We start from the raw sequence: 16,895 nt of genomic DNA, 5'->3' as shown, positions 1-16,895 counted from the left end.
TTAGCATTCACTAAATTGATTTTCCGTTTCCCCGCAGGTACTCACCCCATGCTATTTCCATCTCGCCTTACCTTGCTTGCCGCGTGCTGCTCAGTCAGTTTTCTTGCCCAAGCGGCTGAACCTATCGAATTGGGCATGACCGACGTTACTGCCGATGCGGTCAAAACCAATTCCAACACGCTACCGGCACCCTATGCGGGTGGTCAGGTGGCGAGGGGGGGCCAGATGGGTGTGCTGGGCAATCAGGACAACATGGATGTCCCGTTCGTGATGACCAGTTACACCTCCCAGTTGATTGAAGATCAACAAGCCGAAGACGTGGGTGATGTGCTGCTCAATGATCCGTCGGTGCGGCAATCCTATGGGTTTGGCAACCAATCCCAGGTGTTCGTGATTCGAGGCCTGCCGCTTGCCAGCGACGACATTTCGTACAACGGGCTGTACGGCGTTTTACCGCGACAAATTCTGTCGACGGATGCGATCGAGCGTGTCGAGGTGTTCAAAGGCCCCAACGCGTTTATCAACGGTGTCAGTCCGACGGGCTCGGGGCTTGGGGGCGGCGTCAACCTGCAGCCCAAACGCGCGGAAGATGTCCCGACTCGTCGCTATACCCAGGACATCAGCACCGATGGCCGCATTGGCGAACATTTGGATATCGGGCAGCGATTCGGCGAGGACAACCGCTTTGGCGCCCGGTTGAACCTGAGCCAGCGCGAAGGTGAAACAGCGATCGACAACCAGGATCAGCGCACAAAGTTGTTCGTTGCGGGCTTGGACTATCGAGGTGATGACTTCCGCGTTTCCACCGATTTCGGGTACCAGAAACAGCGTATCAACGGACTGCGTAACTCTGTGAACATCGGGAGTGCCACTCGCATTCCCACGGCTCCGAACGCGAGCCACAATTATGGACAGGACTGGACTTACTCCGAAACCGAAGACACTTTCGGCATGGTTCGTGGCGATTGGGACCTGAACGAAAACTGGACCGCCTACCTGGCTGGCGGTGTAAAGCACACCCGCGAAACCGGGGTGTACGCCACGCCGACGCTGGTCGGCAATAACGGCGTAGCGACGATCGGTGGCTCGGAGATTCCTCACAACGAAGACAACACCTCATTCAGTGGCGGGTTGAACGGGCGCTTTGACACGGGCCCTGTTTCCCACCAGGTTGCGATCGGCGGCTCGACGATCTGGACCGAGCAGGAAAACGCCTACACCTTCTATCGTCCCGTTACCGGCAACACCAATATCTACGACACCCCCAAGCTTCCCAAGCCGACGGCGGTGTCCAGCACCGGCGGTGAAATGGGTGACCCCGGGGTGACCGGCAAAACCCGCAATCGTAGCCTGGCGATTTCCGATACGTTGGGCTTGTTCGATGACAAGTTGCTGGTCACTTATGGTGTCCGTCGTCAGCAATTGCGTGTCGAAAACTACAAGTACGATGGCACCACTTCAAACGGTGTCCCCAATCCCGCGAACGATGGCAGCCGTAGCACGCCCTACGAGGAAGCCATCACCACCCCTGTCTACGGCATCGTGTACAAGCCGGTGGAGAGCGTGTCGCTCTACGCCAACCGAATCGAAGGCCTTGCAAAAGGGCCGGTGGCGCCTGCTACAGGCGTCACGAACCTGGGCGAAGCCTTTCCCCCTGGCCGTACAAAACAGTTGGAAGCGGGCATCAAGCTGGACATGCAGACCTTCGGTGCCAACGTGGGTGTTTTCCGTATCGAGAAACCGTCCGATGGTTACGTCGACAACGCGCAGAAGCTCTATGTGCGTGATGGCGAACAGGTCAACAAGGGGCTGGAGATCAGCGTTTTCGGCGAGCCCATCGAAGGCCTCCGGTTAATGGCCGGCGGTACCCGCATGACGTCCGAACTGAAAAACACTGCCGGCGGCCTCAACGATGGCAACCACGCGATTGGCGTGCCAACGTTTCAGCTCAATGCCAGCGTGGATTGGGATATTCCGGGTTTCGAAGGCGCCGCGCTCAGCGCGAGGATGTTGCGCACGGGCGGGCAGTATGCGGATCAGGCTAACAACCTGAGCTTGCCCACCTGGAACCGTTTCGACGCAGGCGCACGTTACAAAATGAAATTCGTGGAGAAAGACCTGACGTTGCGCGTCAACGTGGAAAACATCACCGACAAGAACTACTGGGCCTCGGCAAACGGCGGCTACCTTTCGCAGGGTGATCCGCGATTGGTGAAGTTTTCGGGGACTGTTGATTTCTGAGTGGTCGTTTGAGGAAGGCTTGAAGTATCGAGACTGAAGAGCGGACACCCAATCCCCTGTGGCGAGGGAGCTTGCTCCCGCTCGACTGCGCAGCAGTCGCAAAACCAGGCGATGCGGTTTGCCTGGAGAAATGCAGGGGCCTGCTGCGCAGGCCAGCGGGAGCAAGCTCCCTCGCCACGGGGGGCTGGGCTGCGCTCCCCGGAGACTGACAGTTCAGTTGGAAGCGTTGCTCAACTGCTGAAGCGCAAGTTGCCTGGCCGCGCTGGCTTCGAGGTTTGCGCGCTCTTCGTCGAGGTATCGATAGATGCTTTTCAAGTTGGCGATCTTCAGTTTGATTTCCGCCATTTTCTTTTCAATCAGCCTGGCACCGTCAGCACAGTCGATCAGTTCGTTGCGCTGCGCATCCAGGATCTGACCTATTTCCCCCAGGGAAAACCCCATGCTTTGCGCGCGCTGGATAAAGTCCAGGTCTTGCAGGGTCTGCGCGGTGTAGACGCGGTAGTTATTCGTTCGCCGCAGCGGTGAGATCAGGCCGATCTGCTCGTAATAACGCAGCGTATGGCGGCTGGCGCCGCTGCGGGCCTCGAGTTCGCCGATTCTCATGAAAAACACCGCTTGACTGTAGAGTTGGGTCGATAGATTACGCTCGATTTTTCACCTTAACCAGGAGCAGGGAAATGGGCGTGGAGTGCTTTGTCACGGGGGGTACCGGCTTCATCGGCCAACATCTGGTGGCGTACCTGAGTGCAAAGGGACACACCGTTCGGGTGTTGATGCGTCGCCCGGAGCGACTGGCTGCGCTGCGTGAGCAAGTCGACAATTTGGGAGGGAGCGGGGCCCGGGTATTGGCCGTGGCGGGCGATCTGGAACGGGACAACCTCGGGCTGAGTCGTGCTGACCGAGAGGTGCTGAGGCACGCCAGCGTCTTCTTCCACCTGGGCGCTCACTTCGCTTGGGGGCTTTCAATGGAAAGCTCTCGCTCGGTGAACGTGGAAGGGGCGAAGCGGGTGGCGCTGTTGGCGGCCGGGCAAAAAAGCCGGTTGGTGATGATCGGCGGCTACATGCTGAAGAATCATGAACATCTGCAGCGCATCGGGATCGATCCTCGCTCTCCGGAGCTGACGAATTGGCCTGCCGTCTACCGGCATGTCGGGGGTTACGAGGGGAGCAAGCTGGAGGCGCATTTTGCGACCCTGGAGGTCATGTCCACCCTGGGCAGGGAGATCACCGTTGTCCACCCCGCGACGGTGTGTGGCCACAGCCGCACGGGGCATATCGTTGATGGTCAGCCGCTGGTGGAGCTGATACGCAACCTTGTGCAGGGAAAGCTGACCGCAGTGCCCGGCACCGCCGAGCATTGGCTACCCCTGGTCACCGTGGATTACCTGGTCGAACTGGTGGCGGTTTGTGCGTTTGACCCGGCCATGGCGGGGCAGGAACTGTTGGCGCTTGATGATCAGAGTCCCAACTTGCGAGCACTCCTGGCAGAGGTCGCAAAACCCCTTGGCATAACGTCGCCCAAGCATCACATTCCGCTGCGATTGCTGAAGTGGCTACTGGGTATTCCTCCCGTCGCGCGCTTTTTGAACAGCAAGCCCGAAGCCTTGGACTTTATCCAGACCACTCGTTTTGATACTGCGGCGCTCGAGCAATTTGCCAACAGGCATGGAATAACCAAGCCGGATATACGCCAGGCGTTGCAGCACACTGCAACGTTCGTCAATTCCTGTTGCCTGGCGCAGGACAAGGCCCGCTGAGGATTCATCAACTTGGAAATGCAAAACCAGCGTGCTTGAAATCGGCCTGTGCGCCGTCGAGGCGGGGTGGCATGCTATCGACCGAAAAATCACCGACAGGGATCGTCCTCAATGCAATCCACCTTCAGCAAAGGCGTCATGTTTGCACTCTCCGCTGCGGCACTGAACGCAACGATCGGTGTGCTCAGCAAAGTCCTCATGAGTAATGGTTTCACCGCCAGCAGTGTCGCTGTCATCAAGACCGTATTGGGTTGTGTGCTGCTCTCGGTCCTGCTGTTTTTCCTCAGACGCCCGGCGGCATCGATCAAATGGACGCATGCAGCCATCTGCGCATTCCTTGGCATCTTTGTGCTGTTCCATTTCGAAACGTCCGCCTACCGACACTACGCTGCAGCCGGTGTGGTGGTGATGCTGATGGCCAGTGCCTCGATTTCCTCGATCATTCTGGGGCGCATTTTCCTCAAGGACGCCATCACCGCGAACGCTACCGTCGGCGCCGGGCTGGCTATCGCCGGGATCGCGGTGATCTTCGGCGGCGACCTGCAGCAGGGCTTTACCCTGCAAGGTGCAGCGCTCGCCGCCGTGGCCGGTTGCGGCTACGGGGCCTTTTCGGTTGCGATGAAGCGCATGGGGGTGTCGGGGGGGCTGCATTTCACCCGACAATTGTTGTTCTTCGGCAGCCTTTACCTGCTGATGCCGGCTGCGGCCGATGGTTTCGCGATCGGCGAGCTGACGCCGCTGGCGATCATCGCACTGCTGGCGCTGGCCGCGCTGCCCACCATCCTGGGCTTCTTCTGCACCACCAAGGCCATCGAGTACCTCAAGCCATCCCAAGTGCAGGCGCTGGAGCTGACCGAACCCCTGTTCGCCGCGCTGCTGGCGTTTGTGGCGCTCAATGAAGTACCGCGCGACAGCCTGTATGCGGGAGCGGCATTGATCATCGTTGGCCTGTGTTTCTCCAATGAGGTCATCCGCTTGGGTGGCAAAACATCTATTCCTTCGACTGAGTGAGCTGTTTCGATCCTGACGACTTCCACATAGCCAAGGGTGTAGTGTTATTTTGATATCAATTGTGCCACCCTCCGCGTTAGCGCTCAGGCTCGAAAACCGCTGATCAATATCACTCGAAAGGAATCCGGCATGACCACGGAGAAAGAAGAAGGCAGCTCCTCATTGATGAAGATGGTGGAAGCCATCGCCATTAGCCCGCAGGACGCCCGTGAACTGGTTACCCAGTATGAAAGTCAGGCACGCAGCTCGGCGCCATCCGCCACGGATGAAAAGATTCAAGACGCCGTTGTCGACAAAATTATCAGCCGCTATTCAAAACTGGCCGCGACCTCCGGCGCAGCCACTGCTCTTCCGGGTGTCGTTCCGGGTATCGGTACTATGGTGAGCGCTGTTGGAGGAGGACTGGCAGATATTTCGGTATGCATGAAGCTGCAGATCGATATGACCATGTGCCTGGCGGTCGCCATCAACGGCAAGATGTCCAATGAAGATGCCAAGCACATGTCGTACATCATTGCGCTATACGGCTCCCTGGAGCAGATGGGCTCTGCCACTGCAACCAAAATCGCCAGCAAGGCCGGTGTGCGTATGGTGCGTCAATATTTGAAGGGGCCGACGCTTCAGATCATCAAGGAATTGTTTGCCAAAATCGGCATCTCGTTCACTCAGAAAGCCGCGGCAAAAGTGATTCCGTTCGGCATTGGAGTCATCGTTGGTGGAACGGCGAATTACGCGCTCACCACCTACGTGGGCAAAGCCGCTCGCGACACTTTCCGCCTGAATCTGAAAGAAGAGGCGACCGCGGAGTAACTACCATTGCGAAACTGGGACAGACCACGATATTGCGTTCACCTGTGGTCTGACCGTCTCATAATCGTAGTCTGTCGCCGTTTTTTTTAATGTTCGCTGAATAACCCAAAACGGGTTTGGACGCTTGGAGGCATGTTTTGGCAAAAAGCAAATTCGGAGAGTCGCAAGTTATAGACTTTTTCTCTACGGCATTGAAGGATGAGCTTATCAATAGATTTGGAAGCCATTCGCAATATTCCATTGGGAATTTTTCTGGCAGTCAAGACCGTAAGTATGCAGATTTTTTTGCCGGAACTAACTCCTCGTGCATACTTATTGAGTTTAAAGAGTTTGAAAGAGAGATTCGGGATGAGTACAGAAAGCCACTCCGAGAAAAGCTATGTAAAAATCTAACAAGTGAAACCGCGGCGTTATCCAGAACTACCCACTTTATTGCCCATAGAATTTCGAGTATGTGCATGGATATAAAGTTATCGCCATATGTAGATGTGGTTTGTCCGAACTGGTCAATTGGAAGCCCTCCTCTTGAGGCTGTAAGCTCTAAAGCACATTATGACTTTATTGATGACTTTCTCTCAGGGAAAGAGGGTGTTGTTATTGGTAAGTTTTTACAGTACGCAGGGCATCTTAGCTCTACCGCTGGAGGTACTGCAGATGGGGCCAATGCCCCCTTCAAGTCAGTACTTTATAGTCGTAATACCCAAGGCAGAGTTGTAGGTACTTTTTTTAATTCATTGGGCGAACTACGGCAACTAATAGATAAGGCGCCAAAGATTACACAATCCCGGCGGCCGTAGCGGGTTCTTGTCTTTTATGAACCAATGTCATCGCTGCTCACAGTATGTGTCATTGAGTTTTATTTACGGGCAATAATCTGTCCCCTCATTGCCTTTTATTGCCGAAGACGCAAGGATGCGTAGCCTAGTAGAGGGGGTAGGTGGGGGCAGGTTTTTTGATGATGCGGGGTGGGGTGTCCTGCGCTGGAACCGTGTCGTTTTCATCGCGAGCAAGCCCGCTCCCGCAGGGGATCGGGGTTGTTGCAGATGCTTTGTTCACCGCAGCTCGGTGTGGGAGCGGGCTTGCTCGCAAAGAGGGGGGCACGTTCAACATGGATGCAAGCTGACCCGACGCTTTCGCGAGCAAGCTCGCTCCCACAGTGGGTGGCGTTGGGCGGGATATTTGGTTCGACACTAACCCCTGTGGCGAGGGGCCTTGCTCCCGCTGGCCTGCGCAGCAGGCCCCTGCATTTCTCCAGGCAAACCGCATCGCCCGGTTTTGCGACTGCTGCGCAGCCGAGCGGGAGCAAGCTCCCTCGCCACGGGGAGATGCATTATCAGGAAGCAAGTGGCCTCGCCTTGACTTCATTTCCGCTTAAGCATCTCCGGCAACTGCGCCACCAGCTTCTGGTTATTCAACGGCGCCCGAATAAACCCACGCTGAGTACCGTCCGGGCCAATCACGGCGAGGTTGCCGCTGTGGTCAACCGTGTAGTTGGGCTTGCTGGTGTCCGCCGGAATGAACGGAATGCTCACCGCGTTGGCGAGTTTCTGCAGGTCTTCCACCGAGGCGGCGGTCAGGCCTTTGAATTGCGGGTCGAAGTAGCCCAGGTATTGCTTGAGTTGCTTGGGCGTGTCGCGGTTCGGGTCGACGCTGACCAATACGATCTGCAACTTGGCCACCGCCTCGGGCGGCAGTTCGCTTTTGATCTGGCGCAGTTGGGCGAGGGTGGTCGGGCAGATGTCCGGGCAGAAGGTGTAGCCGAAGAACAGCAGGCTCCACTTGTCTTTCAACCCGTCCATCGCCACGGGCTGGCCGTCCTGGTCGGTCATTTTCACGTCCGGCAGGTTGCGGCTCTGGGGCAGCAGGATGATACCGGCGTCGATCAACGCCGTCGGGTCACCCTGGCCTTTGCTGGAGAGCACCTTGTTGATGGTCAGGCCGAGGATCAGTGCGATCACGGCGGCGAGGATGAAGACGGTTTTCTGGGTTCGAGTCATAGGCTCAACAGTAAGTAATGGTCTACGAGCAGGGCGATGAACAGCAGGAACAAGTACCAGATAGAGTACTTGAACGTGTTGATCGCCGCGTGCGGCCGGCTGCCACGGTACAACACCACGGCCCATTGCAGGAACCGGGCACCCAGTACCAGCGCACAGACCAGGTAGATCAAGCCACTCATCTGGATCACGAACGGCATCAGGCTCACCGCCAGCAGCACCAAGGTGTACAGCAGGATATGGATCTTGGTGTAGTGCTCGCCGTGGGTCACCGGCAGCATCGGGATATCAGCCTTGGCGTATTCCTCCTTGCGATGGATCGCCAGGGCCCAGAAGTGCGGCGGGGTCCAGGCGAAGATGATCAATACCAGCAGCAACGGTTCGGCGCTGACATGGCCGGTGGCCGCGACCCAGCCCAGCAGCGGCGGTGCGGCGCCGGCGAGGCCGCCGATGACGATGTTCTGCGGCGTCGCGCGCTTGAGGAAGCCGGTGTAGATCACGGCGTAACCGAGCAGCGAGGCGAGGGTCAGCCAGGCGGTCAGCGGGTTGGTGAACACCAGCAGCATGGCTTGGCCGGCGACGGCCAGCGCCAGGGCGAAGGTCAGTGCGGCGGCCGGTGAGACCCGGCCCTCGGCCAAGGGCCGCTTGTGGGTGCGGGCCATGACCGCGTCGATGCGCCGGTCCACCACGTGGTTGACCGCCGCCGCGCCGCCAGCGCACAAGGCGATGCCCAGGTTGCCGAACACCAGGACCGTCCACGGTACTCCGGCGCGGGTGGCGAGGAACATGCCGACCAGCGAGGTGATCAGCATCAGCACCACCACTTTGGGCTTGGTCAGCTCCAGGTAGTCGCGCCAGATCGCCTGGCTGTGGCGTTCACCGGTCAAGGTTGCCATGGCATCTCTCCTTTAATCGTGATGGGGGCGACGCCGTGTTTAGGCGAATTGAAGCGCCAGCGCAGCGGGACGTGGTGCCGTACCCGGACCAGGCTGGTGCGGGCGTGATAGTTGACCAGTACCAGGGTCAGCAGCAGGGCGGCGCCCCCGGCGTTATGGGCCACGGCCACCGGCAGCGGCAGATGAAACACGACGTTGCTGATACCTAAGGTAATTTGCGCGGCCAGGGCGGTGAGGACCAGCCCCGCCAGTCGGGTCATGCCCACCCGCTTCAATTGCCAGGCCAACCCCAATAGCACCACGGTCACCAGCAACGCGCCGATGCGGTGGGTCACGTGAATGGCGGTACGAGCATCGCTGTCCAGTTGCCCGCCCAGGTAGTTCGGGCCGATGTGCTGGGTCAGGTGAAAACCATTGGCGAAATCGGCGGGCGGCATCCATTCGCCGTGGCAGGTCGGGAAATCGATGCAGGCCACTGCGGCATAGTTGGAACTGACCCAGCCGCCCAAGGCGATCTGGCCGATCACCAGCAGCAGCCCAGCCGTGGCCCAGTGTTGCAGGCGCTTGGGCACGGTCAGCGCGGGTAATACGCCAGACAATCTCAGCGTCAGCAGGAACAGCAGGCTCAACGTCGCGAACCCGCCCAGCAAATGCCCGGTGACCACTTGCGGCCACAGCTTGAGCGTCACGGTCCACATGCCGAACGCTGCTTGGGCAAATACCACCGCTAGCAGGAACAGCGGCAATTTCAAAGGTTGGCCGGGGCGACGACGGTTCATCCAGGCTCGGGCGGCCAGCGCGGTAATCATCAGCCCCAGGGCCCCGGCAAAGTAGCGATGGACCATCTCGTTCCAGCCTTTATGTGCCTCCACCGGGGTGTCGGGAAAATGCAACTCGGCATGGGCCAGCTGGGCTTCGCCCTTGGGCACGCTGATGAAACCGTAGCAACCCGGCCAGTCGGGGCAACCGAGGCCGGCGTGAGTCAGGCGGGTGTAGGCGCCCAACAGTACGACAATCAATGCCAGCAGCGTGGCAAACAGCGCGAGGCGAAATCCAGGCTTGGCCATGTCGGTGCCCTCATCCGATGTTCGACAGTTTCAGCAGGTGGCGCAGGTCGTTGAGCAAGTCCTTGCCCTTGACCCGGGCGTCATAGCGCAGCACCAGGTTGCTGTGGGGGTCGATGATCCACAACTGGGCGCCGCCGGAGCCCTGGGCGCCTTTTTGGTAGGCCGGCAGGTCCAGCGGGTAGCGTTGCAATTGCGGGTACTCGCGTTTCAACTGCGCGTCATATTCGCCGTCCAACGGTTGCGCGACCGCCAGGGCATGGCTGGCGCGACCGGCTTCACGGCCCAGGCCGATCTGCACCTGCCGCGCCAGATAGACCAATTGGCGGCAGTCCACCGAACACTCCTGCGGCGCGGTGACCAGGATCTGCCAGCGCTGCTCGTCGGCCTGCACGCCGATGTCGGCGCGGGACTGGCCGTTGCCGATCAGCTCGCCGTGGTAGCTGCGGCTGTCGGGCACCCAGAACTGGAACTTGTACATGCCGGTGGCGAGGATCATCGGGCCAATCACGCCCAGCACGATCAACAACAATTGCACGCGCCCCTTGCGACGGCTGCGGGCGTCGGGCGCCTCAGACGTGTTGGTTGGATTCATGGTGTTCCCCATGGTGTCTCCCTGCGTTGTGCCATCCGAGATAAAGGAAAAGGCCGAACAGCGCCGCCGCCATGGCGAACCACTGCACGGCATAACCGAGGTGTTTTTCCGGACCCATGGAAACCACCGGCCAGTCGGTCCGGTAGGCGCCGGGGCCGCTTTGTTGTCTTAATTCATAGGCGAAGCCGCCACGGTCCAGTTCGGCCCAGAGTTTCTGAGGCTCGATGGTGGTGACCAGCCGTGGCCACGGTGCGCTGGCCGGGTCGGCGTGAAGTTGGAACGTGGCGCCGGGCGCGACGTAGACCCAGGCTTGCAGGTCGACCGTCTGTTGCGGCGTGCTGAAGACTGGCGGGGTGCGGCGATCCGGCCACGGCAGCCAGCCGCGATTGACCAGCAGCCACAGCCCGCTGGCGTGGTCGAGGAATGGTTGCAGCAGTTCGACGCCCACCTTGCCGTCGTGCTGGCGGTTGTCCAGCAGGAGGCTGTGCTCGGCGTCGAAATGGCCACGCAGGCTGACCGGTCGAAAGGCCGGATCCGCCGTTTGCGCAAGCTCGGCGCTGTCCATCGGCTTGGCCACGCGGCGCTCGGCATAAGTGTCCATGAGCACACGCTTCTGTTCGCCCCGGCCCAATTGCCAGAACCCCAGGCACACCATCACCGGCACCAGCACGGCTACCACCAATGACGGCACGAGGCCCGGCCGGAAGCCTTTCATGGCGCCGCCCAAAGGCTATTGAACGAGATAGCTATACTCACCTGCATCGCGTCCCCCCGGAGTGTTCCTGATGCTCAAAGCAGCCATCGCCCTGATGCTGATCGCCACGGTTGCCAGCCTGTTCAGCGGCTTGTTTTTTCTGGTCAAGGACGAAAGCAATTCCAATCGCCTGGTCATCGCCCTGGCGATTCGTGTCGCCTTGGCCGCTGTCACCGTCGGCTTGATCGCCTGGGGCTTTTTCAGCGGCCAGTTGGTGTCGCATGCTCCTTGGTAAAGAGCCGTCCTGGTAGCGGTTGCCTCAGAGTATGTAGACGAAGAAGAACAAGCCGATCCACACCACATCGACGAAGTGCCAATACCAGCTCGCGGCCTCGAAGCCGAACTGATGCTCGTTGTCGAAGTGCCCGCGCATGATGCGCATCAGCATCACGAACAAGATGATCGTGCCGATGGTGACGTGGGCGCCGTGGAAACCGGTGAGCATGAAGAACGTCGCGCCGTAGATGCCCGAGCCCAACGTCAGGCCCAGCTCTTTATAGGCGTGGATGTATTCCTCGGCCTGGAAACCCAGGAAGGCGCAACCCAGCAACACGGTGATCGCCAGCCAGATTTTCAACGCCCCACGATGGCCTTTTTTCAGGGCATGGTGGGCGATGGTCACGGTGACGCTGGAACTGACCAGCAGGATGGTGTTGAGCAGCGGCAAGCCCCAAGGGCTGATCACATCCTTGGGCGGTGGGAATAGCTTGGGATCGGGGTTGTTCAACAACGGCCAGACGTATTCGAAGTTCGGCCAGAGCATTTCCGATAAACCCTTGCTGCCTTCGCCGGCCAACCCCGGCGCGGAGATCGTGCGCACGTAGAACAGCGCGCCGAAGAAGGCAATGAAGAACATCACTTCGGAAAAGATGAACCAGCTCATGCCCCAGCGGAACGAGCGGTCGAGCTGCGCGCTGTACAAGCCGGCGCGGCTTTCCTTGATGACCGCGCCAAACCAGCCGAACAGCATGTAGGCCACCAGCAGGCCGCCGACGAAGAAGATCAGCGGCCCGTGGGATTCGGGGCGCGCCGCCTTCAGGTCGTTGAACCAGGTCGCCAGGCCGTACACCGTGACGAACATCCCGACCGTGGCGATAATCGGCCATTTGCTCTGGGCCGGGACGTAATAGTGCTCATGAGTTGCCATTTATTGTTCTCCTTATCGGGCACGCTATCGGTCAGTGTTTACAGCCACCGGAGGATGACGAGCAGTGATATCGAACAGCGTGTAGGACAGCGTCAGGTGCTTCACTTCCTTGGGCATGTCCCGGTCGACGATGAAGCGCATGGGCATTTCGATGCGTTCGCCGGGTTGCAGCACTTGCTGGGTAAAACAAAAACATTCGGTCTTGTGGAAATACGCCGCCGCGGTGCTCGGCGAGATGCTCGGCACCGCCTGGGCGCTCATTGGCCGGTCGGTGGGGTTGTGAGCGACGAACACCATCTCGTTGACCGCCCCTGGCTTGACCACCAATTGGTCGCCCTTGGGGTAGAAGTCCCAGACCATGTCCACCGCATTGGTCGACAGGAACTGCACGCGGACTTGCCGCGATTCATCCACGGTCTGCTCGCCTTCGTACTGCCCGGCGGTCTTGCCGTTGATGCCGAACGCCTTGCACATCACGTCATAGATCGGCACCAGGGCAAACCCGAAGATGAACATGGCCACCACCACCAGCAGCAGGCGGGTGACCAGTTTCTTCAGCGAGATCGAGTCAGCCATGATTTCCAGTCCCTACCGAGAACCCTGTGGGAGCGAGCTTGCTCGCGATAGCAGCGACTCGGTGTGTCAGACACACCGCCATCGCGAGCAAGCTCGCTCCCACACAAGGCCCCGGTGTCATCTATTTCACTTCCGGCGGCGTGGTAAACGTGTGATACGGCGCCGGCGAAGGCACGCTCCATTCCAGCCCTTCGGCGCCATCCCACGGCTTGGCCGGTGCTGCGGGGCCGCCACGGATGGTCTTGATCACGATGAACAGGAAGAAGATCTGCGTGGTGCCGAACATGAACGCGCCGATGGACGAGACCATGTTGAAATCGGCGAACTGCAGGTTGTAGTCCGGGATCCGCCGGGGCATGCCCGCCAGGCCGACGAAGTGCATCGGGAAGAACGCCATGTTCATGCCGATGAAGGACAGCCAGAAGTGCAGCTTGCCGAGGGTTTCGTCGTACATGTGGCCGGTCCATTTCGGCAGCCAGTAGTAAGCCGAGGCGAAGATCCCGAAGATCGCGCCGGGCACCAGCACGTAGTGGAAGTGCGCGACCACGAAGTAGGTGTCCTGGTACTGGAAGTCCGCCGGGGCGATGGCCAGCATCAGCCCGGAGAAACCGCCGATGGAAAACAGGATCACGAACGCCACGGCGAACAGCATCGGCGTCTCGAAGGTCAGCGAGCCCTGCCACATGGTGCTGGCCCAGTTGAACACCTTCACCCCGGTGGGCACGGCGATCAGCAGGGTCGCGTACATGAAGAACAGCTCGCCCACCAGCGGGATGCCGACCACGAACATGTGGTGCGCCCAGACAATGAACGACAGGAACGCAATGGCGGCGGTGGCGTAGACCATCGAGGTGTAGCCGAACAACGGCTTGCGCGAAAACGCCGGGATGATCGAGCTGACGGCACCGAAGGCCGGCAGGATCATGATGTACACCTCGGGGTGGCCGAAGAACCAGAACACGTGCTGGAACAGCACCGGGTCACCGCCGCCGGCGGCACTGAAGAAGCTGGTGCCGAAGTGGATGTCCATCAGCATCATTGTCACGCAGCCGGCCAGCACCGGCATCACCGCGATCAGCAGGAACGCGGTGATCAGCCAGGTCCAGACGAACAGCGGCATTTTCATCAGGGTCATGCCGGGGGCGCGCAGGTTGAGGATGGTGGCGATCACGTTGATCGCGCCCATGATCGAACTGATGCCCATCAGGTGGATGGCGAAGATGAAGAACGTCACGCTCTCCGGCGCATAGGTGGTGGACAGCGGCGCGTAGAAGGTCCAACCGAAATTCGGCCCGCCGCCCGGGGTGAACAGCGTCGAGACCAGCAGCAGGAACGCCGCCGGCAGCAGCCAGAAGCTGAAGTTGTTCATGCGCGGCAGGGCCATGTCCGGCGCGCCGATCATCAGCGGGATCATCCAGTTGGCGAGGCCGACGAACGCCGGCATCACCGCGCCAAAGACCATCACCAGGCCGTGCATGGTGGTCATCTGGTTGAAGAATTCCGGCTGGACGATCTGCAGGCCGGGTTGGAACAGCTCGGCGCGGATCACCATGGCGAACGAGCCGCCCAGCAGGAACATGGAGAAGGCGAACCACAGGTACAGGGTGCCGATGTCCTTGTGGTTGGTGGTCAGTACCCAGCGCATCAGGCCCTTGGCGGGGCCGTGGGCGTGGTCGGCATGACCGTGGTCATCGATCACAGCACTCATGTCCTTTCTCCTTCGAACCAATGGGCTGGACGGCGCGGGGCAACGCGCCCCGACCGGTTGCGGGAACAGACGTCAGGCCGGCTCATTTGCTTTCCGCCTGTTTGAGTTCCAGCACTTCTTTAGGCGTAACCATGTCGCCCTTGTTGTTGCCCCAGGCGTTGCGTTCATAGGTCACGACCGCGGCGATGTCGACTTCCGACAGCTGTTTGCCGAACGCGGCCATGGAGGTGCCGGGCTTGCCATGGAAGACAATGCTCAGGTGATCAGCCTTGGGCCCGGTGGCGATCTTCGAGCCCTTGAGCGCCGGGAACATCGGCGGCAAGCCTTGGCCTTCGGCCTGGTGACAGGCCACGCAGGTGGTGTGGTAGACCTTGTCGCCACGCTCGACGAGTTCTTCACGCGTCCATTCCTTGCTGGTCAGCTCCTTGAGCTGCGCGGCTTCGGCCTTGCGTTCGCCCAGCCATTTCTCGTAGTCGGGCTTGCTCTTGACCTCCACCACGATCGGCATGAAGCCATGGTCCTTGCCGCACAGTTCGGCGCATTGGCCGCGGTAGATGCCGGGCTTGTCGACGCGGGTCCAGGCCTCGTTGACGAAGCCGGGGATGGCGTCGCGCTTGACCGCGAAGGCCGGCACCCACCAGGAGTGGATCACGTCGGCGGAGGTCACCAGGAAGCGCACCTTGGCATCGACCGGCAGCACCAGCGGCTTGTCGACCTCCAGCAGGTAGTGCTCGCCCTTGGCGCTCTGGTTATGAATCTGTTCGGCGGGGGTCGCCAGGTTGCTGAAGAACTCGACGTCCTGGCCCAGGTATTTGTAGTGCCACTTCCACTGGTAGCCGGTGACCTGGATGTCGATGTCCGACTCGCTGGAGTCGTACATCTTGATCAGCGTGGCGGTGGCCGGAATCGCCATCAGCACGAGGATCAGGAAGGGCACGATGGTCCAGAGGATTTCGACGCGGGTGTTTTCGTGGAAATGCGCGGCGTTCTGGCCGGTTGAGCGGCGGTGCATCATCATCGACCAGAACATGGCGCCGAAGACGATGATGCCGATGACCACACAGATCCAGAAGATGGTCATGTGCAGGTCGAAGACTGCGTTGCTGATCTGTGTGGCTCCAGGCGCCATATTCACAGTCCAGGCCGCTTGCGCCTGACTGAAAATCGACCACAACAGGAGGCCCATCCATACGTGTGGATGTCGCGTCATTGCGGGTTCCCCTTATCGTTCTTGTTATCCCGTAGGCGTAAAGCCTGCGGCAAGGGATCGGCTTTTCAGACTGCTTAATTGACTCGCCGCGCCTTGCTGCACATGCAATCGGGTGTCATCAGCTAACTCCATTCCAACCCGAGTATAGACAGCACCTGCAACCTCGCAACGCGATGGCGTAAATCGTTTGAAACAGCCGGGGCTTGCGCTAGAGCCCACGAATGGAGAAGGATGCGAACCTGAGTGATGGCAAACCGATATAACGGCGACGCAGCAAGGAAGGGGCAGTTATGAAAAATAGGTCTTAGGAGTTTTTTTACGCCAGCTAAGTTATGTCATTCCTATTTCATTGCCTGTTGTTTCCTGGAGTTGTCATGAACACCGCCGCATTGCGCGAGCAGATCCAAAAAGCCCAGCAACATGAGGCCGAGACCGGCCTGTTGAGCCGTCAGCTGACGGCCCAGTTACCCACGCTGCACCCCGCCATCCAGCTACCGGATGCCAATGCCAATGACGTCCTGGCGCGGTTTGTCGCTGCCTACATCAACGAAGTGCCTGACTTGCTGGATGCGGCCAATGACGTCGCCAAGGAGGCGGGTATCGAGTCGCAGATCAAGCCCGTACTGAAGATTGCCGAGCAATACTTTCTCCAGCCTCCGACGATCATGGCCGGGCATGTCGGGCTAAACAGCCTGCTCGACGAAGCCTACCTGGCGCACCGCTTCGTCGAAGAGGTGAACGACCTCTACATCAAGCATTTCGGCCAGCCACTGATCCCCTTGGACATGACGGTCGCCAACCTGATCGCCCACCAGTTGATCGGCGAGGCATTTGCCAACCAGCTCGACGAAGTGGTGCATCACACGTTCGATGAGATGCTCAACGACGAAACCTTTGCGTTGGAATCAGTAGAGGCCTATCGCGAGAAACTCAGCAGCCCGGCGACCGGCGCAGCCTGGAAGCGCTGGCCGTGCATGTCCCGACGCCTGGGCGTGGGCCTGGAGCTGGACCAGCCGGCGGCTTGATCCATCAGGACAACATGAAGCTTTTGTGGGAGCGGGCTTGCTCGCGAAGGCGGAGTGTCAGGCAGCCTATTAGCCAACTGATCCACCGCCTTCGCGAGCAAGCC

Annotated in this window: 17 protein-coding genes; 7 read left to right on the top strand and 10 right to left on the bottom strand. The window is 59.7% G+C overall.

The genetic code is table 11. The annotated features are described in order from the left end of the window. The first annotated feature begins 48 nt into the window (after window positions 1–48). Complete coding sequence (locus JMN22_RS00085; RefSeq protein ID WP_198796224.1) at window positions 49–2,241, top strand: TonB-dependent receptor; 2,193 nt, start codon at window positions 49–51, stop codon at window positions 2,239–2,241. A gap of 213 nt (window positions 2,242–2,454) precedes the next feature. Here the strand turns inward: JMN22_RS00085 and JMN22_RS00080 are convergent, their stop codons facing one another. Then, window positions 2,455–2,844: a MerR family transcriptional regulator gene (locus JMN22_RS00080; protein ID WP_198796093.1), complete on the bottom strand. Its 390-nt coding sequence runs from the start codon at window positions 2,842–2,844 to the stop codon at window positions 2,455–2,457. Between the two features lie 74 nt (window positions 2,845–2,918). Between JMN22_RS00080 and JMN22_RS00075 the strand changes: the two genes are divergently transcribed. From JMN22_RS00075 to JMN22_RS00060, 4 genes are all read left to right on the top strand, one after another. Continuing rightward, a complete protein-coding gene (locus JMN22_RS00075) occupies window positions 2,919–3,998 on the top strand; it encodes an SDR family oxidoreductase (RefSeq protein WP_198796092.1) in 1,080 nt (359 codons plus the stop codon). A 111-nt stretch (window positions 3,999–4,109) separates the two neighbouring features. After that, a complete protein-coding gene (locus tag JMN22_RS00070) occupies window positions 4,110–5,009 on the top strand; it encodes a DMT family transporter (RefSeq protein WP_198796223.1) in 900 nt (299 codons plus the stop codon). Window positions 5,010–5,138: 129 nt separating this feature from the next. Beyond that, window positions 5,139–5,819 carry an EcsC family protein gene (locus JMN22_RS00065; protein ID WP_030139136.1) on the top strand — a complete coding sequence of 227 codons (681 nt, stop codon included), beginning with the start codon at window positions 5,139–5,141 and terminating at the stop codon, window positions 5,817–5,819. A gap of 137 nt (window positions 5,820–5,956) precedes the next feature. After that, a complete protein-coding gene (locus JMN22_RS00060; protein WP_148289948.1) occupies window positions 5,957–6,616 on the top strand; it encodes a hypothetical protein in 660 nt (219 codons plus the stop codon). 564 nt (window positions 6,617–7,180) lie between these two features. On the opposite strand, the gene JMN22_RS00055 is transcribed toward JMN22_RS00060, so the two are convergent. The 5 genes from JMN22_RS00055 to JMN22_RS00035 are packed head-to-tail and all read right to left on the bottom strand — an operon-like array spanning window position 7,181 to window position 11,086. Then, window positions 7,181–7,816 carry an SCO family protein gene (locus JMN22_RS00055; protein WP_198796087.1) on the bottom strand — a complete coding sequence of 212 codons (636 nt, stop codon included), beginning with the start codon at window positions 7,814–7,816 and terminating at the stop codon, window positions 7,181–7,183. Next, window positions 7,813–8,712: a heme o synthase gene (gene cyoE, locus JMN22_RS00050; protein WP_030139141.1), complete on the bottom strand. Its 900-nt coding sequence runs from the start codon at window positions 8,710–8,712 to the stop codon at window positions 7,813–7,815. Before cyoE ends, JMN22_RS00055 begins: the two co-directional genes overlap by 4 nt. Continuing rightward, window positions 8,700–9,779, bottom strand: a complete 1,080-nt coding sequence (locus tag JMN22_RS00045; RefSeq protein ID WP_198796085.1) for a COX15/CtaA family protein — start codon at window positions 9,777–9,779, stop codon at window positions 8,700–8,702. The genes cyoE and JMN22_RS00045 overlap by 13 nt, the downstream gene beginning before the upstream one ends. A 10-nt stretch (window positions 9,780–9,789) precedes the next feature. Next, window positions 9,790–10,383 (bottom strand): hypothetical protein, encoded by a 594-nt coding sequence (locus JMN22_RS00040; protein ID WP_198796083.1) that lies wholly within the window; start codon window positions 10,381–10,383, stop codon window positions 9,790–9,792. Further along, window positions 10,349–11,086, bottom strand: a complete 738-nt coding sequence (locus JMN22_RS00035; RefSeq protein ID WP_030139144.1) for an SURF1 family protein — start codon at window positions 11,084–11,086, stop codon at window positions 10,349–10,351. The genes JMN22_RS00040 and JMN22_RS00035 overlap by 35 nt, the downstream gene beginning before the upstream one ends. Before the next feature lie 70 nt (window positions 11,087–11,156). Here JMN22_RS00035 and JMN22_RS00030 point away from each other — a divergent pair, with 70 nt between their 5' ends. Then, window positions 11,157–11,360, top strand: coding sequence for a twin transmembrane helix small protein (locus tag JMN22_RS00030; protein WP_030139145.1), 204 nt, complete (start codon window positions 11,157–11,159; stop codon window positions 11,358–11,360). Between the two features lie 24 nt (window positions 11,361–11,384). On the opposite strand, the gene JMN22_RS00025 is transcribed toward JMN22_RS00030, so the two are convergent. From JMN22_RS00025 to coxB, 4 genes are all read right to left on the bottom strand, one after another. Continuing rightward, window positions 11,385–12,272 (bottom strand): cytochrome c oxidase subunit 3, encoded by an 888-nt coding sequence (locus JMN22_RS00025; protein ID WP_030139146.1) that lies wholly within the window; start codon window positions 12,270–12,272, stop codon window positions 11,385–11,387. Window positions 12,273–12,296: 24 nt separating this feature from the next. Beyond that, on the bottom strand, window positions 12,297–12,848 hold the full coding sequence (locus JMN22_RS00020; protein WP_198796081.1) for a cytochrome c oxidase assembly protein: 552 nt from the start codon (window positions 12,846–12,848) through the stop codon (window positions 12,297–12,299). A gap of 121 nt (window positions 12,849–12,969) precedes the next feature. After that, a complete protein-coding gene (gene ctaD, locus JMN22_RS00015; RefSeq protein ID WP_198796078.1) occupies window positions 12,970–14,556 on the bottom strand; it encodes a cytochrome c oxidase subunit I in 1,587 nt (528 codons plus the stop codon). Between the two features lie 82 nt (window positions 14,557–14,638). Further along, window positions 14,639–15,766: a cytochrome c oxidase subunit II gene (gene coxB / locus JMN22_RS00010; RefSeq protein ID WP_198796077.1), complete on the bottom strand. Its 1,128-nt coding sequence runs from the start codon at window positions 15,764–15,766 to the stop codon at window positions 14,639–14,641. Window positions 15,767–16,140: 374 nt separating this feature from the next. On the opposite strand from coxB, the gene JMN22_RS00005 reads away from it, so the two are divergent. Then, window positions 16,141–16,791 (top strand): hypothetical protein, encoded by a 651-nt coding sequence (locus tag JMN22_RS00005; protein ID WP_198796076.1) that lies wholly within the window; start codon window positions 16,141–16,143, stop codon window positions 16,789–16,791. The last annotated feature ends 104 nt before the right edge of the window (window positions 16,792–16,895 follow it).

The organism is Pseudomonas sp. HB05 (genome assembly GCF_016756915.1).
Taxonomy (GTDB): Bacteria; Pseudomonadota; Gammaproteobacteria; order Pseudomonadales; family Pseudomonadaceae; genus Aquipseudomonas; species Aquipseudomonas alvandae.
The sequence above is the reverse complement of the archived record's forward strand: the minus strand, read 5'-3'. Positions and strand labels throughout refer to the sequence as shown.